Annotated in this window: 11 protein-coding genes and 2 pseudogenes; 5 read left to right on the plus strand and 8 right to left on the minus strand. The window is 48.0% G+C overall.

Annotated features, from left to right (window positions below; translation table 11 throughout):
• Positions 1 to 2: 2 nt before the first annotated feature.
• The 4 genes from IPL17_RS12685 to IPL17_RS12700 all read left to right on the plus strand — a co-directional run bounded on the left by IPL17_RS12685 (position 3) and on the right by IPL17_RS12700 (position 8,963).
• Entirely contained in the window at positions 3 to 1,043 is a 1,041-nt protein-coding gene (locus IPL17_RS12685; protein WP_345307457.1) for a UDP-glucose--hexose-1-phosphate uridylyltransferase, read from the plus strand.
• 417 nt (positions 1,044 to 1,460) lie between these two features.
• A complete protein-coding gene (locus tag IPL17_RS12690) occupies positions 1,461 to 7,580 on the plus strand; it encodes a PAS domain S-box protein (RefSeq protein WP_345307458.1) in 6,120 nt (2,039 codons plus the stop codon).
• 56 nt (positions 7,581 to 7,636) lie between these two features.
• On the plus strand, positions 7,637 to 8,032 hold the full coding sequence (locus IPL17_RS12695) for a response regulator (RefSeq protein WP_345307459.1): 396 nt from the start codon (positions 7,637 to 7,639) through the stop codon (positions 8,030 to 8,032).
• Positions 8,001 to 8,963: a diguanylate cyclase gene (locus tag IPL17_RS12700; RefSeq protein WP_345307460.1), complete on the plus strand. Its 963-nt coding sequence runs from the start codon at positions 8,001 to 8,003 to the stop codon at positions 8,961 to 8,963. The genes IPL17_RS12695 and IPL17_RS12700 overlap by 32 nt, the downstream gene beginning before the upstream one ends.
• A 162-nt stretch (positions 8,964 to 9,125) precedes the next feature.
• Here IPL17_RS12700 and IPL17_RS12705 read toward each other — a convergent pair whose 3' ends face one another.
• The 4 genes from IPL17_RS12705 to IPL17_RS12720 all read right to left on the minus strand — a co-directional run bounded on the left by IPL17_RS12705 (position 9,126) and on the right by IPL17_RS12720 (position 12,692).
• A complete protein-coding gene (locus IPL17_RS12705) occupies positions 9,126 to 9,941 on the minus strand; it encodes an ABC transporter permease (RefSeq protein WP_345307461.1) in 816 nt (271 codons plus the stop codon).
• Between the two features lie 7 nt (positions 9,942 to 9,948).
• Positions 9,949 to 10,743: a molybdate ABC transporter substrate-binding protein gene (gene modA / locus IPL17_RS12710; RefSeq protein ID WP_345307462.1), complete on the minus strand. Its 795-nt coding sequence runs from the start codon at positions 10,741 to 10,743 to the stop codon at positions 9,949 to 9,951.
• 69 nt (positions 10,744 to 10,812) lie between these two features.
• Positions 10,813 to 11,775, minus strand: coding sequence for a type I phosphomannose isomerase catalytic subunit (locus IPL17_RS12715; protein ID WP_345307463.1), 963 nt, complete (start codon positions 11,773 to 11,775; stop codon positions 10,813 to 10,815).
• A 59-nt stretch (positions 11,776 to 11,834) separates the two neighbouring features.
• A complete protein-coding gene (locus IPL17_RS12720) occupies positions 11,835 to 12,692 on the minus strand; it encodes an aldo/keto reductase (protein WP_345307464.1) in 858 nt (285 codons plus the stop codon).
• A gap of 215 nt (positions 12,693 to 12,907) precedes the next feature.
• On the opposite strand from IPL17_RS12720, the gene IPL17_RS12725 reads away from it, so the two are divergent.
• Complete coding sequence (locus IPL17_RS12725) at positions 12,908 to 14,122, plus strand: MFS transporter (RefSeq protein ID WP_345307465.1); 1,215 nt, start codon at positions 12,908 to 12,910, stop codon at positions 14,120 to 14,122.
• Here IPL17_RS12725 and IPL17_RS12730 read toward each other — a convergent pair.
• From IPL17_RS12730 to IPL17_RS12745, 4 genes and pseudogenes are all read right to left on the minus strand, one after another.
• Positions 14,098 to 17,553 carry a hypothetical protein gene (locus IPL17_RS12730; RefSeq protein WP_345307466.1) on the minus strand — a complete coding sequence of 1,152 codons (3,456 nt, stop codon included), beginning with the start codon at positions 17,551 to 17,553 and terminating at the stop codon, positions 14,098 to 14,100. The genes IPL17_RS12725 and IPL17_RS12730 overlap by 25 nt on opposite strands.
• Before the next feature lie 92 nt (positions 17,554 to 17,645).
• A pseudogene (locus IPL17_RS12735) lies at positions 17,646 to 19,012 on the minus strand (GH1 family beta-glucosidase).
• Positions 19,013 to 19,102: 90 nt separating this feature from the next.
• Positions 19,103 to 21,584, minus strand: a pseudogene (locus IPL17_RS12740) (glycosyl transferase).
• 223 nt (positions 21,585 to 21,807) lie between these two features.
• Positions 21,808 to 22,791 carry an aldo/keto reductase gene (locus IPL17_RS12745; protein WP_345307467.1) on the minus strand — a complete coding sequence of 328 codons (984 nt, stop codon included), beginning with the start codon at positions 22,789 to 22,791 and terminating at the stop codon, positions 21,808 to 21,810.
• Between the last annotated feature and the right edge of the window lie 66 nt (positions 22,792 to 22,857).

Genomic DNA, 22,857 nt, shown 5'->3' on the forward strand with positions numbered 1-22,857 from the left:
CCATGTTAAATAATCCGCATCGCCGCTATAACGCCCTCACGGGTGAATGGGTACTCGTCTCACCGCACCGTGCCAAACGCCCCTGGCTTGGGCAGGTCGAAAAACTTTCTCCCGAAACACTCCCAGTTTATGATCCCACTTGTTATCTATGTCCGCGCAATGAGCGCGCAGGCGGAGTATTTAATCCAGATTACACAAGTACATTCACCTTTGAAAATGACTTTGCCGCTCTGCTCCGCAATCCCGTGGAGGAGGAAGCCGCTTCCCCCCACCCGCTGCTTGTCTCTGCTCCCGAGCACGGACATTGTCTGGTGGTCTGCTTCTCTCCCCGTCACGACCTGACATTACCCGAACTTGACCTGCCTTCCATTGAAAATGTCCTCACCACCTGGGCAAAAAACTCGTCGGATCTGGCAGGCGAGGATGCCATACAGTATGTACAAGTCTTTGAGAATAAAGGCGCCATGATGGGATGTTCCAATCCGCATCCGCACAGTCAGTTGTGGGCGCAGTCACAATTACCGAACGAGATCGTCAAGGAACTTGCCACACAAACGGAATACTTCAAAATAAATGCTCGTCCGCTTTTAGTGGACTATGTGCAGGAAGAACATAAACGCAAAGACCGTATCCTGTTTGCCAACGATCACTTCACCGCGCTGGTCCCCTATTGGGCGGTCTGGCCATTTGAAGTGTTGGTGACCGCGCATCGCGCATCCGCATCCTTGAGTGAATTATCTGCATCTGAAACTTCTGCGCTGGCTGAAGTCTTCAAACAGGTGACCACCCGTTACGATAATTTATTCGAGATCTCCTTCCCCTACTCCATGGGATTCCATCAAGCCCCCGCCGATGGACAGACGCATCCTGAATGGGTGTTGCACGCTCATTTTTATCCGCCGTTGCTGCGCTCTGCAACCGTCCGCAAATTCATGGTCGGCTACGAAATGCTGGCCATGCCCCAGCGCGACATTACACCCGAGGTAGCCGCGGAACGACTGCGGGCGCTTTCAGATATTCATTACAAATCTATTGAAAGATAATTCGACCGGACGTGAACAGTGCGAATACGAGCTGATAAACACAGATGGTTTTCGATTTCAAACGGATTTGAACCCGCGCGCGATTTGAAAATGCGCGGCAGGGAAATTTTATTATGTTCCCTGCTGGACATTATAAGAAGATATTTACCTTAAAGAAGGCTGGGAATAAATTCACAGTTTGTGTATAAGTTATTTTTTTACCGTTGGTTTTGGATGACCATTGCGAGGGCTATTCGCGCGGAATTCCAACATGTTTGTAAGGTTTTACCCAATATTTATTTAATATTTATGAAGGCGAAATAGACATTAAAACCTGCGGGGTGTATAGTTACATGGTCAAATTGTCAAATATGTAACATTGGGTTTGTCTCTGACAATTGATCTGGACACGACTTTTAACCTATTAAGGAATAAAAGATGGCAGAGATTAAACCTGCTCGGCTTCAATCATCATGGCGTGTTCGCGTGTTTGATTTTATTCACGACTCAGGCTCTCGTAATTTGTGGCTTGCTCTGAGTCTGCTGGCTTTTGGAATGACCCTTAGCTTGCTTGCATCACTTTATGTAAAATCAGAAGCTGAAATTGCGGCTGAACGCGAATTTTCCTTCATAAGCAACGAGATCCAACTCAATATCGCGGACCGGCTCGCTTCCAGCGCGCAGGTCTTGTACAGCGGCGCGGCACTTTTTGATTCATCCGAATCAGTCACACGCGAAGAATGGCGCATCTTTACCAATCAGCTCCGGCTTGAACAACAACTGCCTGGCATTCAAGGTGTCGGCTTTGCGTTGCTCATTCCACCCGAACAGCTCGACCAGCACATCCAGCAAATTCGAGACGAAGGCTTCCCGCAGTACACGGTCCGACCCGAGGGCAGCCGCCAGATCTACTCCTCCATTGTTTATCTCGAACCTTTTTCAGACCGCAACTTGCGCGCCTTTGGCTATGACATGTTCTCAGAACCCGTGCGCCGCGCGGCGATGGAACAGGCGCGTGATGAAAATAGCGCGGTCCTTTCCGGGAAGGTTGTTCTGGTACAGGAGACTAACGAAGATGTGCAGGCGGGGACCTTGATGTATGTGCCGATCTACCGCCAAGGGATGCCGATCGAGACCGTTGAGCAGCGCCGCGCCGCGATCATCGGCTGGGTGTACAGTCCCTACCGCATGACCGACCTGATGCGCGGCACTTTGAGAAATTGGGAAGTGGAACAGGGGAAACAGCCTGCTCATTTACAAGTTTATGATGGAGATGTGATCTCTTCGGATACATTGCTCTATGACAGCCGTAGTGATGCCGAAAAGGATCTCGCAAATCCCGACTCAGAGTATTCCAAGTTGACAGCGGTTGATCTCGCAGGTCATCGTTGGACCCTGCGATTTGCGCAGGTGGGTGGGTTATCTGCGTTGACAGACTATGACAGCGTTTGGCTCATCCTGTTGGGTGGGACGAGCATTAGCCTGCTTTTATTTGTATTGACACTTTCCCTGCTCAGAACACAGGTCAATGCGCGGCGGATCGCTGAAGAATTGACGATTGAGCTTCGGGAAAGTGAAGAAAAATTCCGCCAATTTTTTGAGCAAAGCAGCGATGGGATTGCGATTCTCGATGAAACAGGTTCGGTGATCGAATGGAATCTCGCGCTTGAAAAGCTAACTGGTTTAGAGCGTACTCAGGCGTTGGGCAGGGGGTTTATTGAAGTTCAATCGACACTAACAGACGCTCAGGTTTCGGTGGATATCCTTGAACAACAAAAAAATATGATGGAGATGGCCTTACGAACCGGAAAAGCCCCTTTCCTAAATAAGCTGCTGGAAGCCTCTTATAAACAGGCGAACGGGGTAATCCGCTTTGCGCAACAGACGGTATTCCCGATCAAGGCCCGGCAGGGATTTCATCTGGGACTCTTTTCACGGGATATCACTGAACGCAAACTTAAAGATGATGCAATACGCACAAGCGAAGCTCGCTTCCGGAATATGTTTGCCATGCATGCCGCCGTAATGCTGCTCATTGAACCAGCCACGGGGGAAATATTGGATGCCAACCTTGGGGCGGAAAAATTCTATGGCTATCCTGTATCGCGTCTGTGCGGTATGAATATCTCTGCACTCAACATGCTTTCAGCAGAAAGAGCCGGACTTGAACGACAAAGGGCGCTTAAAGAGGAATGCAACTATTTTATTTTTCAGCATCGGCTTGCCAATGGGAATATTCGCTGGGTCGAAGTGTATTCATCGCCCATGACCTATGAAAACAAAACGATCCTCTTTTCAATTATCCATGATATTACCGAGCGCAAGCTGGCGGAAGAAAGAATTGATAATATAGTCAGTGAACTACAGGGCACTCTTGATACCGTCACTGCCGGCATCAGCCACATTACGGATCGCAAAGTGGAGTGGGCGAACACTGCTCACGATGAAATGTTTGGATACGAATACGGTGAAACACTCGGAATGGAGACAGCAGTGTTTTATCCAGATCGGGAGGTTTATGAACAATTTGGCAGGGAAGCTTACCCCCAGCTTGGAAATGGCGGGTCATTTAGCAAAGAAATGGAGATGTGCAAAAAGGATGGAAGCCGCTTCTGGTGTAATTTGACTGGACGGTTGGTGAATGTTGCGCATCCGGAAGAGGGTGCCATCTGGATGGTCCAGGACATTAGCAAGCGCAGAGAAATGGAAGAAGCGCTGCACCGGGAGAAGGACGCCCTTGCGAATTTGCTTTCTGTGTCAGAAGGTTTTCTGGAGAATTTCGAATTGGGGATCGATTATCAAAAGATCACCGAAAACCTATTGCGGATCTCAGGCGGGAAATATGCTGTATTTAATCTTTTTGATAAGAATGGAAAAGATTTTACAACCATGTCCCTATGCGGATTGAACGAAAATATTCAAAAAATAACATCTATTTTCGGGTTTGATATTGTCGGGAAAACATGGCCATACGACGAAGCCCGCCAAGCACAGATCAAAGATAATCTCATCACCCATTTCCCTTCCCTTCTGGATCTGATCGGAAATGCGATTCCCAAGACCGCCACTCAGATCGCCAAGAAGCTATTTAACCCCGGGGAAGGAGTGATCGTCAAGGTCGCCACCTCCACGCAAGTGCTGGGCGATTTCACAATCGTAATGCCGGCCGGGAAAGTGTTTGATGCGGATAATACTGTATCCATTTATGTCCGCCAGTTTGGGCTGCTTTTACAGCGCCAACAGGCTGAAGAAGCGCTTCGAGCAAGCCAGCAACTCTACCGTGAACTGGTAGAACAGGTGCCCGAAATCGTATATACCGATGAAGTCGGCGGGAATTGGCGGTACATTGGTCCGAACATCCAGACCCTCTGCGGGTATTCGCCGGATGAATTATTTGCTGATTCGGGCCTGTGGATGGGAATGATTCTGCCGCAAGATCGGGATCTCCTCAAGATGCAGATCAAGGACTTGGCTGCGGGAAATTCTCTGCATAGTGAATATAGAATCCGAAGGCGTGATGGCCGCCTGATTTGGGTACGTGATCATGGGATCATAAAAGAGGATCGTGTCACAGGTAAGAAATTAATCCAAGGGTTGTTATCTGAGATCACACAGCAAAAAGAGATCGAACTTGCCCAAAAGGAGAGTGAGGCGCGCTTCCGCATCTTGTTTGATAATTCTCCAATAGCCCTGCATGAAGAGGATTTTTCAGCGGTCAAACAGCGGCTGAACACTCTACGGACTGCAGGAGTTATTGATTTTGATGCCTATCTGTGTGAGCACCCAGAAATAGTTTTGGAGTGTGCTCAACTAGTGCGGGTGGTGGATGTTAACAATGCAAGCCTGAAGTTGTTTGGAGCTGCCTGTAAAGAAGATATGCTCACAAATCTGGCTTCCAGTTTTCCGAAAACGGGACTTGAGGCATTCCGCTCTGAATTGGTGCTGATCGCATCTGGAGCACCTCATTTTGAAATGGAAACGATAAATCAAACTCTGGATGGGAGGATGATCACAATCCAAATGAATTGGACCGCGTTCCCCGGTCATGAAAGTGACTTATCCAAGATCATTGTTTCCATCCTGGATGTCACCGAACAAAAAAGAGCAGAGGCTGCCATCAGGGAAAGTGAGGCGAAGTTTAAAGCCATTATTGCCTCCTCACCCGATGGGATCGGCATGTCGTCAATGGATGGAAAAATGCTGCTCATATCTGATTCTCTGGCCAGTATGTACGGATTTTCTGAGGATGAAAAGGATGCTTATCTGGGGAAAAATATCTTTCAATTTATTGATAGATCGTCACACGAAATATTAAAAGATAATCTAATTGCACTACAGAGCGGCTTAAAGTGCGGAGTATCGGAATATCTGGCTGTTAAAAAAGATGGGAGTCGCTTTCCGGTGGATTCGAATTCAACGATTCTGCGAAATTCTGACGGCAGCCCGATCGGCATTGTATTCGTTCAAAGAGATATTACCGAGCGTAAAATTGCGGAGGCAGAGCTTCTCAATACCAACCAGCAGCTCGAGGAATCCATTATCCGTGCGAACATACTTGCAGTTCAAGCCGAAATGGCGAATGTCGCCAAGAGCGAATTCCTCGCAAATATGAGCCATGAGATTCGTACCCCAATGAACGGAGTGATCGGCATGAACGGGCTGCTGTTGGAGACCGAACTAAATGAAGAACAACGGAATTATGCAGAAATTGTTCGCTCCAGTAGTGAGGCGCTTTTGACCTTGATCAACGACATCCTGGATTTCTCAAAGATAGAAGCTGGAAAATTGGAACTTGAGACTCTGGACTTCGACTTGCAGAATATGCTCGATGATTTTGCCGCCACATTAGCTATGCGTGCCCACGAGAAGAATCTGGAATTTATTTGTATTGCCAACCCGGATGTTCCCGTTTTTCTAAAAGGGGATCCGGGACGCCTGCGTCAGATACTTACCAACCTGGTAGGCAATGCCATCAAATTTACTGCTCAGGGTGAGGTTGCGGTACGTGTTACCTGTCTGGAGGAATCTGACAGTGAAGTTGAATTGAAATTCTCGATCCGCGATACCGGCATTGGCATCCCGCCGGAAAAGATTGGTTTGCTCTTCAATAAATTCAGCCAGTTGGATGCCTCGACCACGCGCAAATTCGGCGGTACCGGCCTGGGGCTGGCCATCTCAAAGCAGTTAGCCGAACTGATGGGCGGCAGTGTAGGTGTTGAGAGCATAGTGGGTAGGGGATCCGATTTTTGGTTTACAGTTCGATTGAAAATCCAATCTGAGAGTGCCGTGAACAGGCTAAACGAAATACCCGCTCTTGCCAGCCTGAATGGGTCGCGCGTTCTGGTAGTTGATGATAACGCGACCAGCCGTGAGATCCTGAATCTACGACTGGCATCTTGGGGCGTGCGTACCTCGGAAGTGGATAATGGACCATCTGCGCTCGAGGCGTTGGCTTTAGCAAAAGAGGAGGGTGACCCATTCCTTATTGCCATTTTGGATATGCAGATGCCCATCATGGATGGATCAACTCTTGGGCAGATGATCAAAGCAGATAAAAATCTGGCTGGAACCCATATTGTCTTATTGTCTTCTCTCGGAGATCGCAGCGATACCCAGCGTTTTTCAAATTTTGGTTTTGCCGGCTACTTGCATAAACCCTTACGTCATGCAGAACTATTTAATGTGCTCTCAAACGTGCTGATCAGCGATGTACAGGCTGTCGAAACCGAACCGGCCGTGACGCATGATATACGTTCTTTGAGTGTAAAAGCTGGAACGCGATTACTTCTGGCAGAGGATAATGCTGTCAATCAATTGGTGGCACTCGGGATACTCAAGAAACTTGGGTTAAAAGCAGACGTTGTTGCCAATGGCGCAGAAGCACTCACTGCTTTGGAAAGTATTCCCTACGATCTGATCTTGATGGATGTGCAAATGCCTGAAATGGATGGGCTGGAAGCAACCCAGCGCATCCGTGATATTCGATCTGCTGTCCTCGATCACAATATTCCGATCGTTGCCATGACAGCCAATGCCATGCAGGGTGACCGTGAGCGCTGTCTTGAGGCAGGGATGAACGATTATGTTGCCAAACCAGTCAATCCGCAGGCATTAGCCGATGTATTGACCCGCTGGCTGCCCGGCGAAGCCAGTCTGGATAAAGTTGTAGATGGCCAATCCTCTGAGGATAAAACTAGTGTGCCTATGGAAGAGCAGAGAGCAGTATTTGATAAAATCCATTTCTTGCAACGCTTAATGAACGATGAGGAGCTTGCCCGCATTGTAATTGCAGGATTTCTTGAGGATATTCCGCGTCAGATCCAGGCGCTGAAAGATTGCCTTGCCAGTGGGGATGTTGTGAAAGCTGAACGTCAGGCGCATACCATCAAAGGCGCCTCCGCAAATATAGGCGGGGAAGTAGTACGCGCGATTGCCGCTGAGATGGAAAAGAGCGCCAGGATCGGTGATCTGCGCGCTGTCCAAACTCGAATGAGCGAATTGGATTTGCAGTTCGATGCTTTGACAGCAGTGTTAAAAAAAGAGATTTATTTTGATTAGTAAAAATGCCACGCTGAATTACAGGATATTATTTCAGTATCGAGGAGATCTTAACCATGAAGACATTGATCGTTGAAGATGACCTTATCAGCCGTATGCTTATGCAGGAATTGTTGAAAAGCTTTGGGTTGGCGCATGTCGCGGTGAATGGAGAGGAAGCTGTGAAAGCGGTTCGCCTGGCTCTGATGACGGACGATCCGTATCATCTGGTCTGCCTGGATATTATGATGCCGGGCTTGGACGGGCAGCAGGCGTTAAGAATGATCAGACAAATGGAACAGGATCGAGGTATCCAAACCAGTGATGGCTCGAAAATTATTATGACTACGGCGCTTGATGATTCGGAAAATAAGATCGGCGCGTTTTCGGGTCTTTGTGATGGCTACCTGACCAAGCCCATTGAGAAAGAGAAATTGCTGAATGAATTACACAGACTCAAACTTATTTCATAATACGGAAAAAAACAAACCTCCCATCCTTATCGCCGAGGATGATCTCACTTCGCGTATCATTCTGGCAGGCATCTTGGGAAAGTGGGGCTATGATCCCATTGCAGTCAACGATGGTCAGGCTGCCTGGGATGTTCTTCAACGGCCAGATGCGCCAAGCCTGGTCATTTTGGATTGGATGATGCCGAAAATGGATGGATTGGAAGTGATTCGGCAAGTGCGTGCCCGCGTCACTGAACAGCCGCCTTATATCATTCTATTGACCAGCAAGGATGAAAAAAGCGATATTTTATCCGGACTTGAAGGCGGGGCGAATGACTATATAAAGAAGCCCTTTGAGCACGAGGAACTATTAGCCAGGATCAGGGTGGGACAGCGCACGCTTGAATTACAGACCAGTCTTTATGAAGCAAAGCGTTCCATGGAGCATCTGGCGACTCGTGATCCGTTAACTGGGATTCTTAATCGGCGCGCCATTCTCGAACAACTTTCCAAAGAACTATCTCGAATCCAACGTGGTCGTCTTGATCAGGATGGAAAAAAACTTAGTATTGGTTTTTTTGATGTGGATAATTTTAAGCATATTAATGACAAGTACGGGCATCAAGCCGGGGATGATGTGCTCCGTGGGATTGCGCAGATCTTAAGAACCCAGTTGCGCGGGTATGACTCAATTAGCCGTTTAGGTGGTGATGAGTTTCTGGTATTGGCGCCGGAGAGTGATGAGGCAGGTTATAAAAAACTCTACGAAAGATTGGTGTCTGTCATTGCCGCATCTCCGCTTTTAACCTGCGCCGGTGAAGTCATGTTAACGATATCAATGGGGGTCGCCACTGCGATCCCAGACAGCACCGACGATCAATTATTAAGTAATGCTGATGCAGCCATGTATATGGCAAAGCGGGCGGGGGGCAATCGTGTGGTGTATGCTTGAAAGAACTTCGCCCATACTTTGCCATATTTTATATACATCAAAGACTCGTCTGGGATGAGCGCGTGAGTTTTTGATGAACCTACGGCTAGTTCAGAAAACATTTTAAATTGATGGAATTATCCGCTTTTTACGATCTGATGAAAATTCTTGATCTTTCAGTTTCTACTCTTCTTCCTTGTCTAATTGTTTAGTGATCATCAATAAAACCACGGATACAAAAATTAACAGAACGGATAATGCCAGCGCCACGCCTAGATTGCGCTCAAAGCCAATGTAAATAGCTACGGGCATGGTTTGTGTAACACCCTCTAAATTTCCCGCAAACAGGATCGTTGCACCGAATTCCCCAAGCGCGCGCGTCCATGTCAGAATGGCACCGCTGGCAAGCGCGCGGATGGCGATAGGGATCATAACTTCATGGAAAAGCTGCCATTGATTTGCGCCCTCTACATAGGCAGCTTCTTCAAGTTGTTTGTCAATGTGTGCGAATCCAATTCGCGCCGAGCGGACGTGTAAAGGAGCGGCGACAAACATCTGTGCCATGATTACTGCGGCTGTTGTGAACGGAATGCTGATTCCGATTTCGTTTAAGTATGCGCCAATCAATCCCCTGCGTCCAAATGCAGCTAACAACGCCAGCCCTGCCACAGAAGGCGGTAGGACAATGGGCAGGTCAAGAATCAACTCCATCCATGCCTTGCGTTTGAATTTCCCTCGCGCTAATAGGTAAGCCATGGGCGTTCCAAATATCACTGCCAGGATGGTGGTAATGGAACTCGTGACCAGACTCAGTTTAAGTGCTTGAAACGCCTGTCTTGAAAGTGTGTTCGCAAAGAAATCAGGACCGATGGAGCGATAAATCAATGCGATCAAAGGCACCGCGAAAAAAGCCAGAAGAATCAAACTTGGAAGCAGGAGTATCCACTTGGAATATCCTTCTCCTAAGACATGGCGGGAGAATTCTCGAAATTTGGTCATGTGGCAATCAGGATTTTTTGGCGGGCGCAAATCCCCATTTTGCCAGGACGGCTTGCCCCTCTGCAGAAAGAACGAACTCAATGAATTGGGCTGCAAGCTCGGCGTTTTTAGACTTGACAAGCGGCGCAATGGGATATTTTGCAGCGACATTCAAGTTGGCTGGAATCGCAATGGAGTTCAAGTTTGATGCGGCAATCGAATCGGAAACATAGACGATGCCCGCATCCGCTTCGCCAAGCTGGACTTTGGCAACTACCTGTTTGACATTTTCTTCATTGGAAACGATGTTTGCCAAAACCATATTCTTGAAGCCATACCCAAATGAAGTATCCATGAGATCCAGAGCCTGGCGGGTATATTTCCCGACAGGAACTTCTTCGGATGCAAATACCAATTTGATTCCAGGGTTGGCGAGGTCTTCCAGGCTTCCAAGCATCGCAGGATTGTCCACCGGCAGGATAACAATCAGTTCATTTGTCAGGAAGATTTGCGCCGCGTCAGCCGCAACAAAGTTGCCGGTCACAAGCGCATCCATTTCCCTGCCACTGGCAGGCGCAAATACATCCACGGGTGCGCCTTCTTCGATTTGAGTCTGCAAGGCTTGGGAGCCCGCAAAGTTGAACGAGGTGGTGACGCCGGGGTTGACCGACTCAAATGCAGTGCCAATTTCGGTAAATGCGTCAGTCAATGAGGCGGCGGCGAAGATTGTCAATGTGCGCGATTGGGGTTTGGGTGTGGCAAAGGTATGGCAGGCTGTCAAAATAAGGCAGAGGAAAAGAATCAGGGCAGGTGGGAGTTTCATGGGTATTCAGAAAGAATGTGAACCGATCTCGTTTTTACCATTAAATCAATGTATTTACTTGCGATGATATTACTCAGATACTGAAGAGCATAATATCTGGAAAACTCCGTCAAGCCGATACTTCCCGCTAGCGGCAGGAACAAGAACACTGTCGAATTTGCGCAGTACCACGTCGCTGCCCAAAGAGGAAACGCGAGCCTCGCCATAGGTCACTGTCAGAGCATGGAAACTCAGCCCCTTTGTATCCCGTTCTTGAGTCCCCGAAAGTTTTTCAAGATGGAAATACGGACACTTAACAAGACTTGTAGCCGGGCCGCCTGTTTTCTGATGATGGAAAATTTTTCCCTGTGAAAGGGGATTTGTCACGGCTGTGGATTTTTCAATATGTAAAACCCTGCCGTTGTTTTGGGGGCGGTTCCAATCAAATATGCGATATGTTAAATCAGAGGTCTGCTGGACTTCATAGATCAATAATCCCGGCCCCAGGGCGTGGATGGTTCCCGCGGGTACAAAGATCGTATCATCATTTTGTACCTTGTGATATTCCACCAGATCGAGGATTGTTTCATTGCCGATCGCCGCGTGCAGGGTTTCGATGGAAGTACCAGCCTTAATCCCGGCTATTAAATGTGCGTCTGGCTCGGCATTCAGAATGTGCCAGGCTTCTGTCTTGCCAATGAAATTGAGACCTTCTAATTGCAAGGCTTGTTCATTATTAGGGTGTACCTGCAAAGAAAGCCAGCTTGCACAGTCCAGTAATTTGATTAGCAAAGGAAAGCGTTTATTTCCCTTTGAAACGGTGATCTCGCCAAGAATTTCATTTGGGTATTCTGTAACTATTTCAGCCAGTGTACGCCCGGTGAACTCCGCATTTGTTACTGGATTTCCTTCATAAAGGGACCATACCTCGGAGATCGGCTTGCCGTCCCATGCCGTATTTGGACCAACAAGAGAAAGCAAACTTTGTCCCCCCCAAACATAATTCCGAATGGCGGGTGAAAAGGTAAGCAGGGACGATATGGGTTTAGGCAATGTGATATTCCTTTTAATTTATGGCAAATTGTCGTTTATGCGAAAAAACATCTTTATGGTTATTTGAACAACGGTTCCATTTTTAGCCGCTCGCCAAGGTCTAGCATTTGCCTTTCGGTGGGTCGGGACTCAAAACGATGCGCGGAGGCAAGAATGCTTGGTAAAAGATTGATATCTCCTGCAGTGTTCAGGAATACCTGCGGGTTGCCCAAAACCCAGTGCATGGCCAGATCTATGTCTGCCTGATCTTCAAGTGGACGGTACCAGGTGGTGTGGTTCTGCTGTACATCGTTCCAGGGTGAGCGTGTAATCCCTTTGATCGTTTGCACGGCAATATTGCGGTTTTTACATATCGCCAATACTTTGTTAAAGTTTTCAGCGTAGCGCTGATTCTGCATCATCATGAAGCTATATGGGAGGAGGACAGCGTCGAAGTCGAATTGGGCAAGCGAGCGTAAATGAAATTCTGGGACAGGCACTCCATGCCCCGTGACACCGATAAAACGGGCAAGGCCTTCATCGCGCGCCTGGATGACTGCTTCGATCACGCCGTCAGGACCAAAGGCTGTGGACCAGTCGGGTTCTTCGTGCAGCGCGTGGATTTGGATCATGTCCACTTGATCAACATGCAGCAGGTCGAGTGAGCGGCGAATTTGATCATAGGCAGTTTGTTTCGTGCGCTGGTCTGTTTTGGTGGCGAGGAAAAACTGTTTTCCGTGCCGGCGAATCCAATCTCCCAATACCTGTTCGGCTAGACCGTAGCTGGCGGCAGTATCAACATGATTGATCCCGTTTTGCAGGATTAGATCCATGGTGGCATCGACTTCTTTTTGTGGAGTTTCCCAAAACGCCGCAGCGCCGAAGATCGTGCGGGTGCTTTGGTGCCCAGTGCAGCCAAATGTCAAGGTAGGTATCATAAAATCTCCATAAGCATGTTCAATTTTAATAATTTTTATTCCTTCAACTATCAAATTGAGGTCGTTCGGATTGAGCGACCTCAATTTGATAGCCGCTTAATTAGAATCAACAGATGTGGCGCTGATTCTATCAGTTAGCATGGTAAGGTTGCTTTACGACCAGTTCTTCCTTTTATTATAAAACCAACCGAATGATATACTTGCAAAACCTCAAAATGAATTCAAAATCTAAAATAAATTTCAACGACCTGACCTTTGCGCGCCTGTATTACTTTGCCTTTATGGGCGGCTGGGGATTCATTCTGCCGTTCATGAATCTCTTTTATATCAGTCTTGGGCTTAATGGGAAGCAGATCGGTTTTATCTCATCCACTAGCGCCATTGTGGGTATGGTGGTCTCGCCTTTGTGGGTAAGTGAGGTCAAGCGACGCCCTCAAGCCCGCCGCATTTTGCAGGTCGCATTGATCCTTGGTGCAATTGGATATTACATCCTCGGTCTGCAAAATTATTTTCCATTTATTCTTCTGGTTGTGTTTCTGCATTCACTTGCGGCTTCAGGCATCGCGCCCCTGGCTGATTCAATGGCTGTGACAGTTGCACAGGAATCAGGCAATGGATACGGAAGCGTGCGCGCCTGGGGTTCACTGGGCTGGATCGTCTGCCTTCTTTCATCGGGAAAGCTGGTCGCGCAATTTGGGTTTATCGCCGGCTTTAGCGGAATTTGCCTGATGTGGTTGATCGCGGCAGGCTTGATTTTTTTTATCAAACCACACTACTTCAGTTCACCGCAAATCTCCGATCAACCGAAGCCAAATGTGCGCGCGGCCCTTCAATTTATTTGGCAGGATAAAGTTTTGCTTGGATTTGCCTTGGCGCTTGTTGCCATTGGCTTTCTTAACAATGGTGTTTTACAGTTTGAAAATGTTTTCCTGGCTGAACTTGGCGCATCCAAGCAGATTATTTCGGTGGCAGGTGTTCTAAGTGCCGTGGTTGAGCTTCCCTTTATGATCTACTCGGACAGGATCATGCGTCGGGTGGGTCCGCACCGATTACTGCTGCTTGCTGTGGGGATAACCTTGTTTCAACGTCTTGCAGTGTTGATCCTGCCATTCATTTCCACGATCATGGTGATCCGCTTTGTTGGCGGCGTCGCGTTCAGCTTTTATACGATCTCATTTATCGGGTTGATCAGCAGCCGTACACAATCTACAGAGACTGGAACCATCTTGGCATTGTTTAGTGTCACCATTGCGGGGTTGGTTAATATCATAGCTGCTCCCGTCTCAGGAGCCATCTTTGACCTGATCGGTGCACGCTGGTTATATGCGCTCTCTGCCTCAGGTTATCTGATCGGGGTCTTATGTTTATGGTGGACAAGACCAACCGTCCCTTTGGAAGAACGTGCTCAACTTATCGACACAATCAGGTGATGTGCAACTCCATCGCGCTGAAAAATATGCCCGCTGTTGACAGTATCCAAAACATGACCTTCGATCTGTTTAATGCTTCCATTGGTGAAATGTACGGTGATGGCATCCTTGTTTGAAGATTGAAGGATCACAGGAATTTGACAAATCGAGTAAGCCAGGGAGTCTGCTGCTAGATCAATTTGCTGCGGCTGCCCGTCAATATCAAAATAGTTAAATACTGTGGGAGCGGCAAGAAATTCATTTCTGTCTAACATCAGAAAATCAAACACTAGGTTTCCATTTTCGATGAAATAACCAAGTTCCGCTTGACGGGTCAAGATCTCTTCTTTGACCAGGCCTGTCATACCGGGCTGCTTTGCTCCCTGACCTTTGGGAGTATGTGAGTAGGGATCAGTGGGGAAGGCGCCGTAATTTTCAGCAGTTTTATTAAAACTTAATCCCTTGCGAATATCGGCATACTTATCCATTAACGCGCCGGTGGTTGATTCGCTTCGCGTGCGGATGATTGTTTCCTGTACTGCCAATAGTAATTTGGAAACCATGTGCCAGTAAATGCTTCCCAGACCTTCATAGGCGAAAAAAGTTCCAGATCGCCCGGTGAACTCCGTATGCTGGAAAATATCTTCGAACAAACTCTCAATCTTCACCGCATCAGTCTTTACCAGTTCGGCATATTGCGGTTGCTCTTTTAGAGCATCCAATAAGCGGGTTACATCTTTCAAATTGCGGATATGACTGCTGAAGTGGTAATTATCTTCTTCATCCTTGACAAAGAGGGTTTTATTCTCATCCTCTACAAGTTTTGAGACTAATGCCAGATCACGCACCTGATCTGATGTCATGCGGTTCTTTTCGAGGAAACCCGGCAGTTGCCGATCAGGATAGAGAATATAGCTGTGTTGATCTGCGCGGTAAAGCGGACTGTGTCTCAAACTTTCCAAAAGCGCCAATGACTCTTCGCCAGAAAGCAATCCTGATGAAAGGATGGCGGCCTGACCTTCGAGCATTTCATACAAATGTTTGACCGATGCCGACTTGTCATTGAGCCGCAGGGTGTTGTAGGTATGATACAGATTGTCACTGCGCTTATTGGCACGCAATGAATGTTCGATATATTGCTGCGCCAGGTCGAGAAATGCGATGACATCGGGGAGCGATGCTTGAGTATCGTTTCCTGAGAACCCCTGCGAATAATAATTCCAGCGATAGGCACTGCCAGCCTGACCGAGCGCATCCATCATGGCGCGCCTTTGTTCATCGTTAAAAGAGGTGTTTAGCGAGTTCTTGAATTCTTTTAATATTTGGAATATCTGCGAGTAGAGTCCATAAACTTCTGTACTAATTTGAACTGTACTGAGGGCGCACTGCTCCAATATTGTTTTGTAGAACTCAATACTGCGCCGCAAATAACATAGCGTTACAACAGACAGACCCTTACCAACCAGGGCGTTGTTGGCGTCATTCCACTCTGGTCGTTGAGTATTCATCCAGATGCCGCCTTCCGGGACAAAGTTCACCAATTTTGCGAGCAGTAGAGTCAAAAGTTTTTCTGCAAGCGTGGCGTGAGCGATCTGCCCGTTTTGGGCATACAATAATTTACCATCCGTCCCTCGTTCTTTTACCCGCAGCTCAATTTCATTTTCCAAATCCCAATTGAATTCAATCGTATTGAATGGATCTTTTAACAGATCAGCATAAGGTTTTATGCGATAGGGAACATTGGCAAAGCTGAAGATCGGTTTGGAAAGAAATTCCTGCAATTTGCCGGGATGTACCTTCGCGCTGATCTCCATTAATTTTTGAAGATAGATGATCTGATGGTCACCCCAGTAACCAATATTGGCCCAGGGATTATCTGGTTCGGGAATTTCCCAATCAATTCCCTGGCGGGTAATCCGATATGGATTGTATCCATCCGCGGTTGCGGCATTCAGGAATGTGCAGATCATACTTTCGATATATTCTGGATATGAATAAGCAAGCGCTTCCCAATTTTGAAAGATGTCGCGCCAATTGCCTTCGTAACTTAATTGCGGCGAGCCATCTTGTTTTTTGATGTCGATCGCGAATCGATTCCACGGGCGGCTTGGGTCGCCATGCCGACGGCTGAACGACAGCGGCAGGTATGCATAGCTCAAGCGGATTAAATCATTTGAGCCGCTTGCTTCCGCCCGCATATGCAAGTCAAGGATATTAATTTCTGAAGGCAATTCAGAAAAGAAAGTTGCATTCTCATCGAGAACTATGCGGTTACGGACAGACACGAATTCAATGAAATCTTCTGTGTGTACCTGATACTGGTCAGCGAATATACCGCCGCGCATAACATTGAACATGACGTTGGCAAAATGGTGGGCTGTGCAAAGTTGATCGCTGGAAACTTGCAATCCATCCGCGCTGGCGACAATCTTCTCGAGGTTTAAACTATTTAATGCGATATCGCATTCGAGATTTTCTACCAGATTGGATCGATTTCCTTTTAGTTTTTTAGCAAGACTGACAATTGCCGCGTCATCCTTGCTGACATCTGCCACCAGATGCCAGACATGTTCTGCCCCTGAAGCGAGTTCAAGAACAGCGTGCGCAAAATACGCGCCGCGCTGACCGCGCACTTCGGTTTCCATTGTCACACCAAGTCCAGCACGGAAGTTGTCAAGTTGCGCGGATGAGAGCAGATACTCCACTTGATCGAGTCCAAGCTGTATGACCGTTGTCGCCAACAGGGACTCGCTGGGTTCAGCCAGATCCGTCAAAGTGGAATTTAATGCAAAGATGGCCAGACCAGTTTCAGGGTTAAGTTCGCTGCGCTTGTATGCATCCAAAAGAGGACTGAACGTATTCTGAGTCGTTGAGGTGATATTGGCGGGCAGAATATTTTGCAGTCCATCAACCAGCTCGATCTGGCAGGACGAGTCTCCAAAGTTTTGCAGCCAGGTCGTTTTGATGAAGCCATAAGTGTCGCTGGTTCGCCACGCATACCGATAGGTTATTCCCAGACTGTGATTGACCTCTTCAAAAATAATGCTGGTGCCAATTACATTTTTATAAAGATTTCGTTCAATTTGATAAACCCCATGATAGCGTATTGAAAACGGTTCCCATAAATTTTTACGTTCGCCGCGTGTGACCAGCAGTATGGATTTATTTCCCGTGTTTTCGCTGTTCTCCGTCAGCTTGTCATCGGTGTAGTAGGGGAACAGGGATTGTTCGGCGCTGACCCTCCCAGCCGATAGCCCGCCTGTGGATGAGATAAAGAGCCAGTGATTCGAACTGCTGACGATGCTCATAAAGAACGGCGGCATGCCGTCATAATTTTTTATTTTATAAAATGTGCTTCTAAGCATGGTGACGTATTCCCCTTTGACTTCCCGCTCTGACCATTTTTGTACAGTATCTCCGATGAAAAGCGTTGATAAATTCTGGTTCCTCATTCTTGCTCCTATGGATATTTGATCCTTCCCAGACAGAAAAAATCCTCAATTCTTGCGAAGCTTATCTCCGAAAGAACTGAGGATTACTATTTCTAAAACCCATTCTTTTTGATCACGCCCTTATACCATTTTGCGCTGTCTTTTAAGATGCGCTCCTGAGTTTCATAGTTCACCCATACAATGCCGAAGCGTTGACTGTAGCCATGACTCCACTCAAAGTTATCCAGCAATGACCAGACAAAATATCCAGCCAAAGGCACGCCTGCCTGCATGGCGCGATGCGCGGCAGCGAAATGGGTTCGTAGATAATTTGTCCGATCGACATCCGAGACATTTCCATTTTCATCCGGCGGCGTGGAATAGCTCGCGCCGTTCTCTGTGATGTAAATCTTCAACGGGTTGTAATTGAAATACACACGCCCCAGAACTCCTGTGAGTCCATCAGGATAGTTTTCCCAGCCCATTTCCGTCCAATGTTCGGGTGTTTTAGGATGCGGAAAAACTAGTTGTGGATCATTGTTCGGATCATCCGAGCGGGCAAGGTTTCTGCTGTAATAGTTCAGGCCAATGAAATCCGTAGGACAGGAGATCGTGTCCATGTCGCCTGCCTGTACAAAATCCAAGCCGTTTGGCAGCCCGCCAAGTTTTGAAAAGTATTCAACCATATCCGACGGATAGCCGCGGCCATACACAGGGTCGGCAAACCAGCGGAACCATTTCCCGCTTTCGGTGCGGGCGAGGTCTAGATCCATTTTGCTGTTGGAAGCCGCCGCCGCCCAATTAATATTGAGCGTGATACCAACTTCCGCGTTTGAGCTGTTGCGGCGGATCACTGGCACGGCCTGTCCGTGAGATACAAGGAGATGGTGTGCCGCCCGTAGAGCAAGCCCATAGGTTGGATCTTTTATTCCCGGGGCATGAATGCCGTTCTCATAGCCCATCCACGCGACCACAGCGGGTTCGTTTTGAGTGATCCAACTCTTTACACGGTCGCCCAATGTGCGGGAGACAAGATCCGCGTATTCCACAAACGCATCCCCGGTTGAGCGGACAGTCCAGCCGCCTTCATCCTCCAGGGCTTGCGGCAGATCCCAATGATTAAGCGTAACGAATGGGGTGATGTTCGCTGCCAGCAAACCATCCACCAGACGGTTGTAGAAATCCAATCCTTTTTTGTTAACCTTGCCGCGTCCCGTTGGAAAAATGCGCGGCCATGAGATCGAGAATCGATATGCTTTCAAGCCAAGTTTTTTCATCAAGGCGATATCTTTTTTCCAAAGACGATAATGATCATCGGCCACATCGCCTGTATCATTATTTTTTATTTTCCTGGGGTATGCGTGAAACGGTCCCAGGTCGATCTGCCCTTGCCGTGTTTATTCCAAGCGCCTTCTATCTGGTACGAAGCCGTCGCCGCACCCCACAGGAAATCTTTTGGAAAAATAATTTTGTTTGCCATTGTGTACTCCAATAATTTTTGAAAACTACATACTGATCGATCTGCAAATTTTATTTTCAATGAAAGCGAATGGAAGAGGGGACTACGCTGTTACCCCATCACCACTTCGACAGTCACTTCGCCCGAGCCGTCTTCTGCGCGGATCACACTTCCCTCGATCTGCTTCCCGTTGACTGTGACTGATTCCACGCCTTTGCTGACGTGCTTCGGGTTTGTCACGTTGATAAGATAGGTTACGTCACGATATTTTCGTGTGACTGTGAATCCATCCCAATCCGCAGGAATGGCTGGATCGATCTTCAACCCGTCGAACGTTGGACGAATGCCGAGGATGTATTGTGTGATGGCGGTGTAATTCCACGCGGCTGTTCCGCTCAACCATGAATTCTTGGCTTCGCCATGGGTGGGCGCATCTTTGCCCGCGATCATTTGAGCATAAACATACGGCTCGCACTTGTGCAGTTCACTGATCTCTTCGCGCGCCGATGGGTTGATGCGCTTGTAATAATCAAAAGCCTTCTCTCCGCGTCCGACCATCGCTTCAGAGATCATGATCCACGGGTTGGTGTGGCAAAAGATACCCGCGTTCTCTTTGTATCCAGGGGGATAGGATGATATCTCACCTAAATGTAAATAATACTGACTGAACGCAGGTTGTTGCAGCACAATTCCATGCGGCGTTGCAAGGTGTTCAGCCACTGAATCAAGTGCTTTGACAGCATTTCCATTTTCAACACCCAAGCCTGCCATAATGCACATGCCCTGCGGTTCGATAAAGATACTGCCCTCGGCGTTTTCCTTCGACCCAAGCACATGACCAAAATTATCATAAGCGCGGCGGAACCATTCGCCGTCCCAGCCTGCAGCCCAGATGGTTTTTTCCATTTCAGCAGAAGCGTTTGAGTAAAACGTTGAAGGTTGAAGGTCAAATGTCAGAGAGACTTTCGACTTTTGACCTTCGACATAATTTTCCGCCATACCTTTCATTTCACCACATGCCAGCACGAACAACCCAGCAATGAATACACTTTCCGCGACTGTGCCATCTTTATTGGTTGTTGTTTGGAAGGATTGCCCTGGCGTATCGGAGAAACAATTCAAGTTCAAACAATCATTCCAATCCGCGCGGCCGATGAGCGGTAAATTATTTGGGCCGAGGCGGTCAAGTGTATATTGAATGGAACGCTGCAAGTGTTCATACAAAGGTGACTCGGTTCCCTCTTCATTTTCATATTGGACTTGTTCATCCAAAATAGACCAGTCACCGCTTTCCTTGATATACGCCGCAACCCCCAGCACCAGCCACGCGGGATCATCATTGAAGCCGGATCCAACATCATTATTGCCGCGTTTGGTCAGCGGTTGATATTGATGGAATGCGCCGCCGTTCTTGAGTTGAGTTGCAGATATGTCAAGGATTCTTTCGCGCGCGCGTTCGGGGATCATGTGTACAAATCCAAGCAGGTCCTGATTTGAATCACGGAATCCCATACCGCGCCCGATGCCGCTTTCAAAATACGAAGCCGAGCGGCTCATATTAAACGTCACCATGCATTGATAGGCGTTCCAAATATTCACCATGCGATTCGTATCAGTGTCAGGCGTGGTCACCTGAATTTTCTCAAGCAGCATGGTCCAGTGATCGCGCAGAGTATTGAATGCCTTATCCGCATTTTCTATTTGTAAATATTTTTCAATGATCGGCTTGACTCGCTTCTTGTTGATGATCTGTGAAGCAGGCGGATCAAACTTATCATCTTTTGGATTCTCTTGATAACCGAGGATGAATACAATTTGCTTTCGTTCCCCAGCCTTCAAATGGACTTTAACATGCTGCGACCCGATCGGCTGCCAGCCATGCGCTTCGGAATTTAACGAGCGGCCTGATTCAACAACTTGAGGTTGGTCCCAGCCCTTATAGTTTCCGAGAAAAGACTCGCGCTGCGTATCATAGCCGGCTAATTTTTCAGAACAGGCAAAGTAGGCGAAGTGATCACGGCGTTCGCGGTATTCTGTCTTGTGATAGATGACATCATCAACGATCTCAACCTGTCCAATCGAATAATTGCGTTGGTAGTTGATGGCATCGTCATTTGCATCCCACAGACAAAACTCAATGGCTGAGAACAGGCTCAGGTCGGAGTCAGATCCGCTTTCGTTGGTCAGGGGTCACCTGCCAGATCTCGAGACTCTCACCGAGCGGAACAAAATAACGGGTGGAGGATTTAATCCCATTGACTTTGGATGTGATGATGGTGTAGCCCTGACCATGCCGGCATTCGTACTCGTCAAGTTTTGTACGTGTGGGCATCCATGAAGGTGACCAGTATTTGCCGCTCGCATTATCGCGCAGGTAGAGATAGCGCCCGCCCATATCGAGGGGAGCGTTGTTGTAACGATAGCGGGTCAGGCGGCGCAGGCGCGCATCTTTATAAAATGAATAACCGCCCGCGGTGTTGGAGATCAATCCGAAGTAGGCTTCACTGCCGAGATAGTTGATCCAGGGCAGGGGTGTTTCGGGGGTTTCAATAACGTACTCTCGATTTTGATCGTCAAAATGACCGTAATGCATAATACCTCTTCTATGGAGTAACTAAATTCAATAAGTCACAGGTTTTACTCTGGAGTCGGACAGCTTGCTGTCCGAGCGGCTGAATGAACTACGAAAGGCCAAAAGAAAAGTCAAAAGGGCTAATTTCATGCATTTCGCGTCCCGTGTTTTGTTGTTTATCCATCAGCAAGCTGATGGACTCCAGAATTGTGATTTACTAAAATTGACTAAACTCAAATATTTTTCATCTCTTCAAAAGAATTTCGATCTCGTTCATTTGTTCCGCAGTTAACGCGCCAAATTTCATTGCGCCGCAATTTTCTTCCACCTGTGCCACGGTACGGAATCCGGGAATGGGCAGGGTTTGCTCACTGCGCGCCCACAGCCACGCCAGCGCACCTTGCGCAAGAGTGCGTCCGCCGCTTTGCAATATCTCACGGACTGCTTCCATCATCTTCAACCATTCGGGGTTGGGCTTGCCGTCTTTGAAATATTTCATCCACGAAGGGCTGTTTACGCCGCGCACATCATCCGCGGACGGTGTTGTGGAAGCGGAATATTTTCCGGTCAACAAGCCCATCGCCAGAGGTCCGCGGTTGATCGCCGCGAGGTTATATTTTTCACAGACCGCGATCACCTCCGTGTTGTTGTCAAGCACGTTCAATTGAAGTTGTATGCTGGCGCAGTGTTTTCCCTGCGCGAAGAATTCCGCGCGATCTGCAAAATCGGTGCTCCACCCATAGGCGCGGATCTTGCCCTCGCTGACCAATTCTTCCAACGTGTTTCGTACAGGTTCCGCCTTATCAACGGGGAAACCATTATCGTGGAATTGATACAGGTCAATGTAATCTGTATCGAGGCGGCGCAGTGATTCTTCACAGGCTTTGCGAATGCCTGCTGGGGTTGTATCAGAACCGAGTAACTCACGCGCCTGTTCATCAAACACGGCGTTGAATTTTGTCGCGATCACAACATCCTTGCGCCTGCCTGCGAATGCGCGCCCAAGAACTTTTTCGCTGTGACCCGCGCCGTACAAGTTGGCCGTATCAAAAAAGTTGACGCCCAATTCCATGGAACGATGAACGGCGCGGATGGATTCGTTATCATCCACTTCGCCCCAGCCGTGCGGCGTGCCTTTTTCCCAGATCGGCCCGCCGATGGCCCAGCATCCCATGCCGAGGGCGCTTACTTCAATACCAGAACGGCCAAGTTTTCTTGTGAATGTCATTTTGTCTCCATATCAAAATTGTGCGCGTGCTGTGTAGGGGCGCAGCATTGCTGCGCCCCTACGATA

This window comes from Candidatus Villigracilis saccharophilus (assembly GCF_016711665.1).

Excerpts from the sequence above, each read along its gene's own strand:
- modA (WP_345307462.1), bottom strand. The coding sequence starts at position 10,743 with ATGAAACTCCCACCTGCCCTGATTCTTTTCCTCTGCCTTATTTTGACA.
- IPL17_RS12700 (WP_345307460.1), top strand. The coding sequence starts at position 8,001 with ATGAATTACACAGACTCAAACTTATTTCATAATACGGAAAAAAACAAA.
- IPL17_RS12725 (WP_345307465.1), top strand. The coding sequence starts at position 12,908 with ATGAATTCAAAATCTAAAATAAATTTCAACGACCTGACCTTTGCGCGC.
- IPL17_RS12685 (WP_345307457.1), top strand. The coding sequence starts at position 3 with ATGTTAAATAATCCGCATCGCCGCTATAACGCCCTCACGGGTGAATGG.
- IPL17_RS12730 (WP_345307466.1), bottom strand. The coding sequence starts at position 17,553 with ATGAGGAACCAGAATTTATCAACGCTTTTCATCGGAGATACTGTACAA.
- IPL17_RS12690 (WP_345307458.1), top strand. The coding sequence starts at position 1,461 with ATGGCAGAGATTAAACCTGCTCGGCTTCAATCATCATGGCGTGTTCGC.
- IPL17_RS12745 (WP_345307467.1), bottom strand. The coding sequence starts at position 22,791 with ATGACATTCACAAGAAAACTTGGCCGTTCTGGTATTGAAGTAAGCGCC.
- IPL17_RS12720 (WP_345307464.1), bottom strand. The coding sequence starts at position 12,692 with ATGATACCTACCTTGACATTTGGCTGCACTGGGCACCAAAGCACCCGC.
- IPL17_RS12705 (WP_345307461.1), bottom strand. The coding sequence starts at position 9,941 with ATGACCAAATTTCGAGAATTCTCCCGCCATGTCTTAGGAGAAGGATAT.
- IPL17_RS12695 (WP_345307459.1), top strand. The coding sequence starts at position 7,637 with ATGAAGACATTGATCGTTGAAGATGACCTTATCAGCCGTATGCTTATG.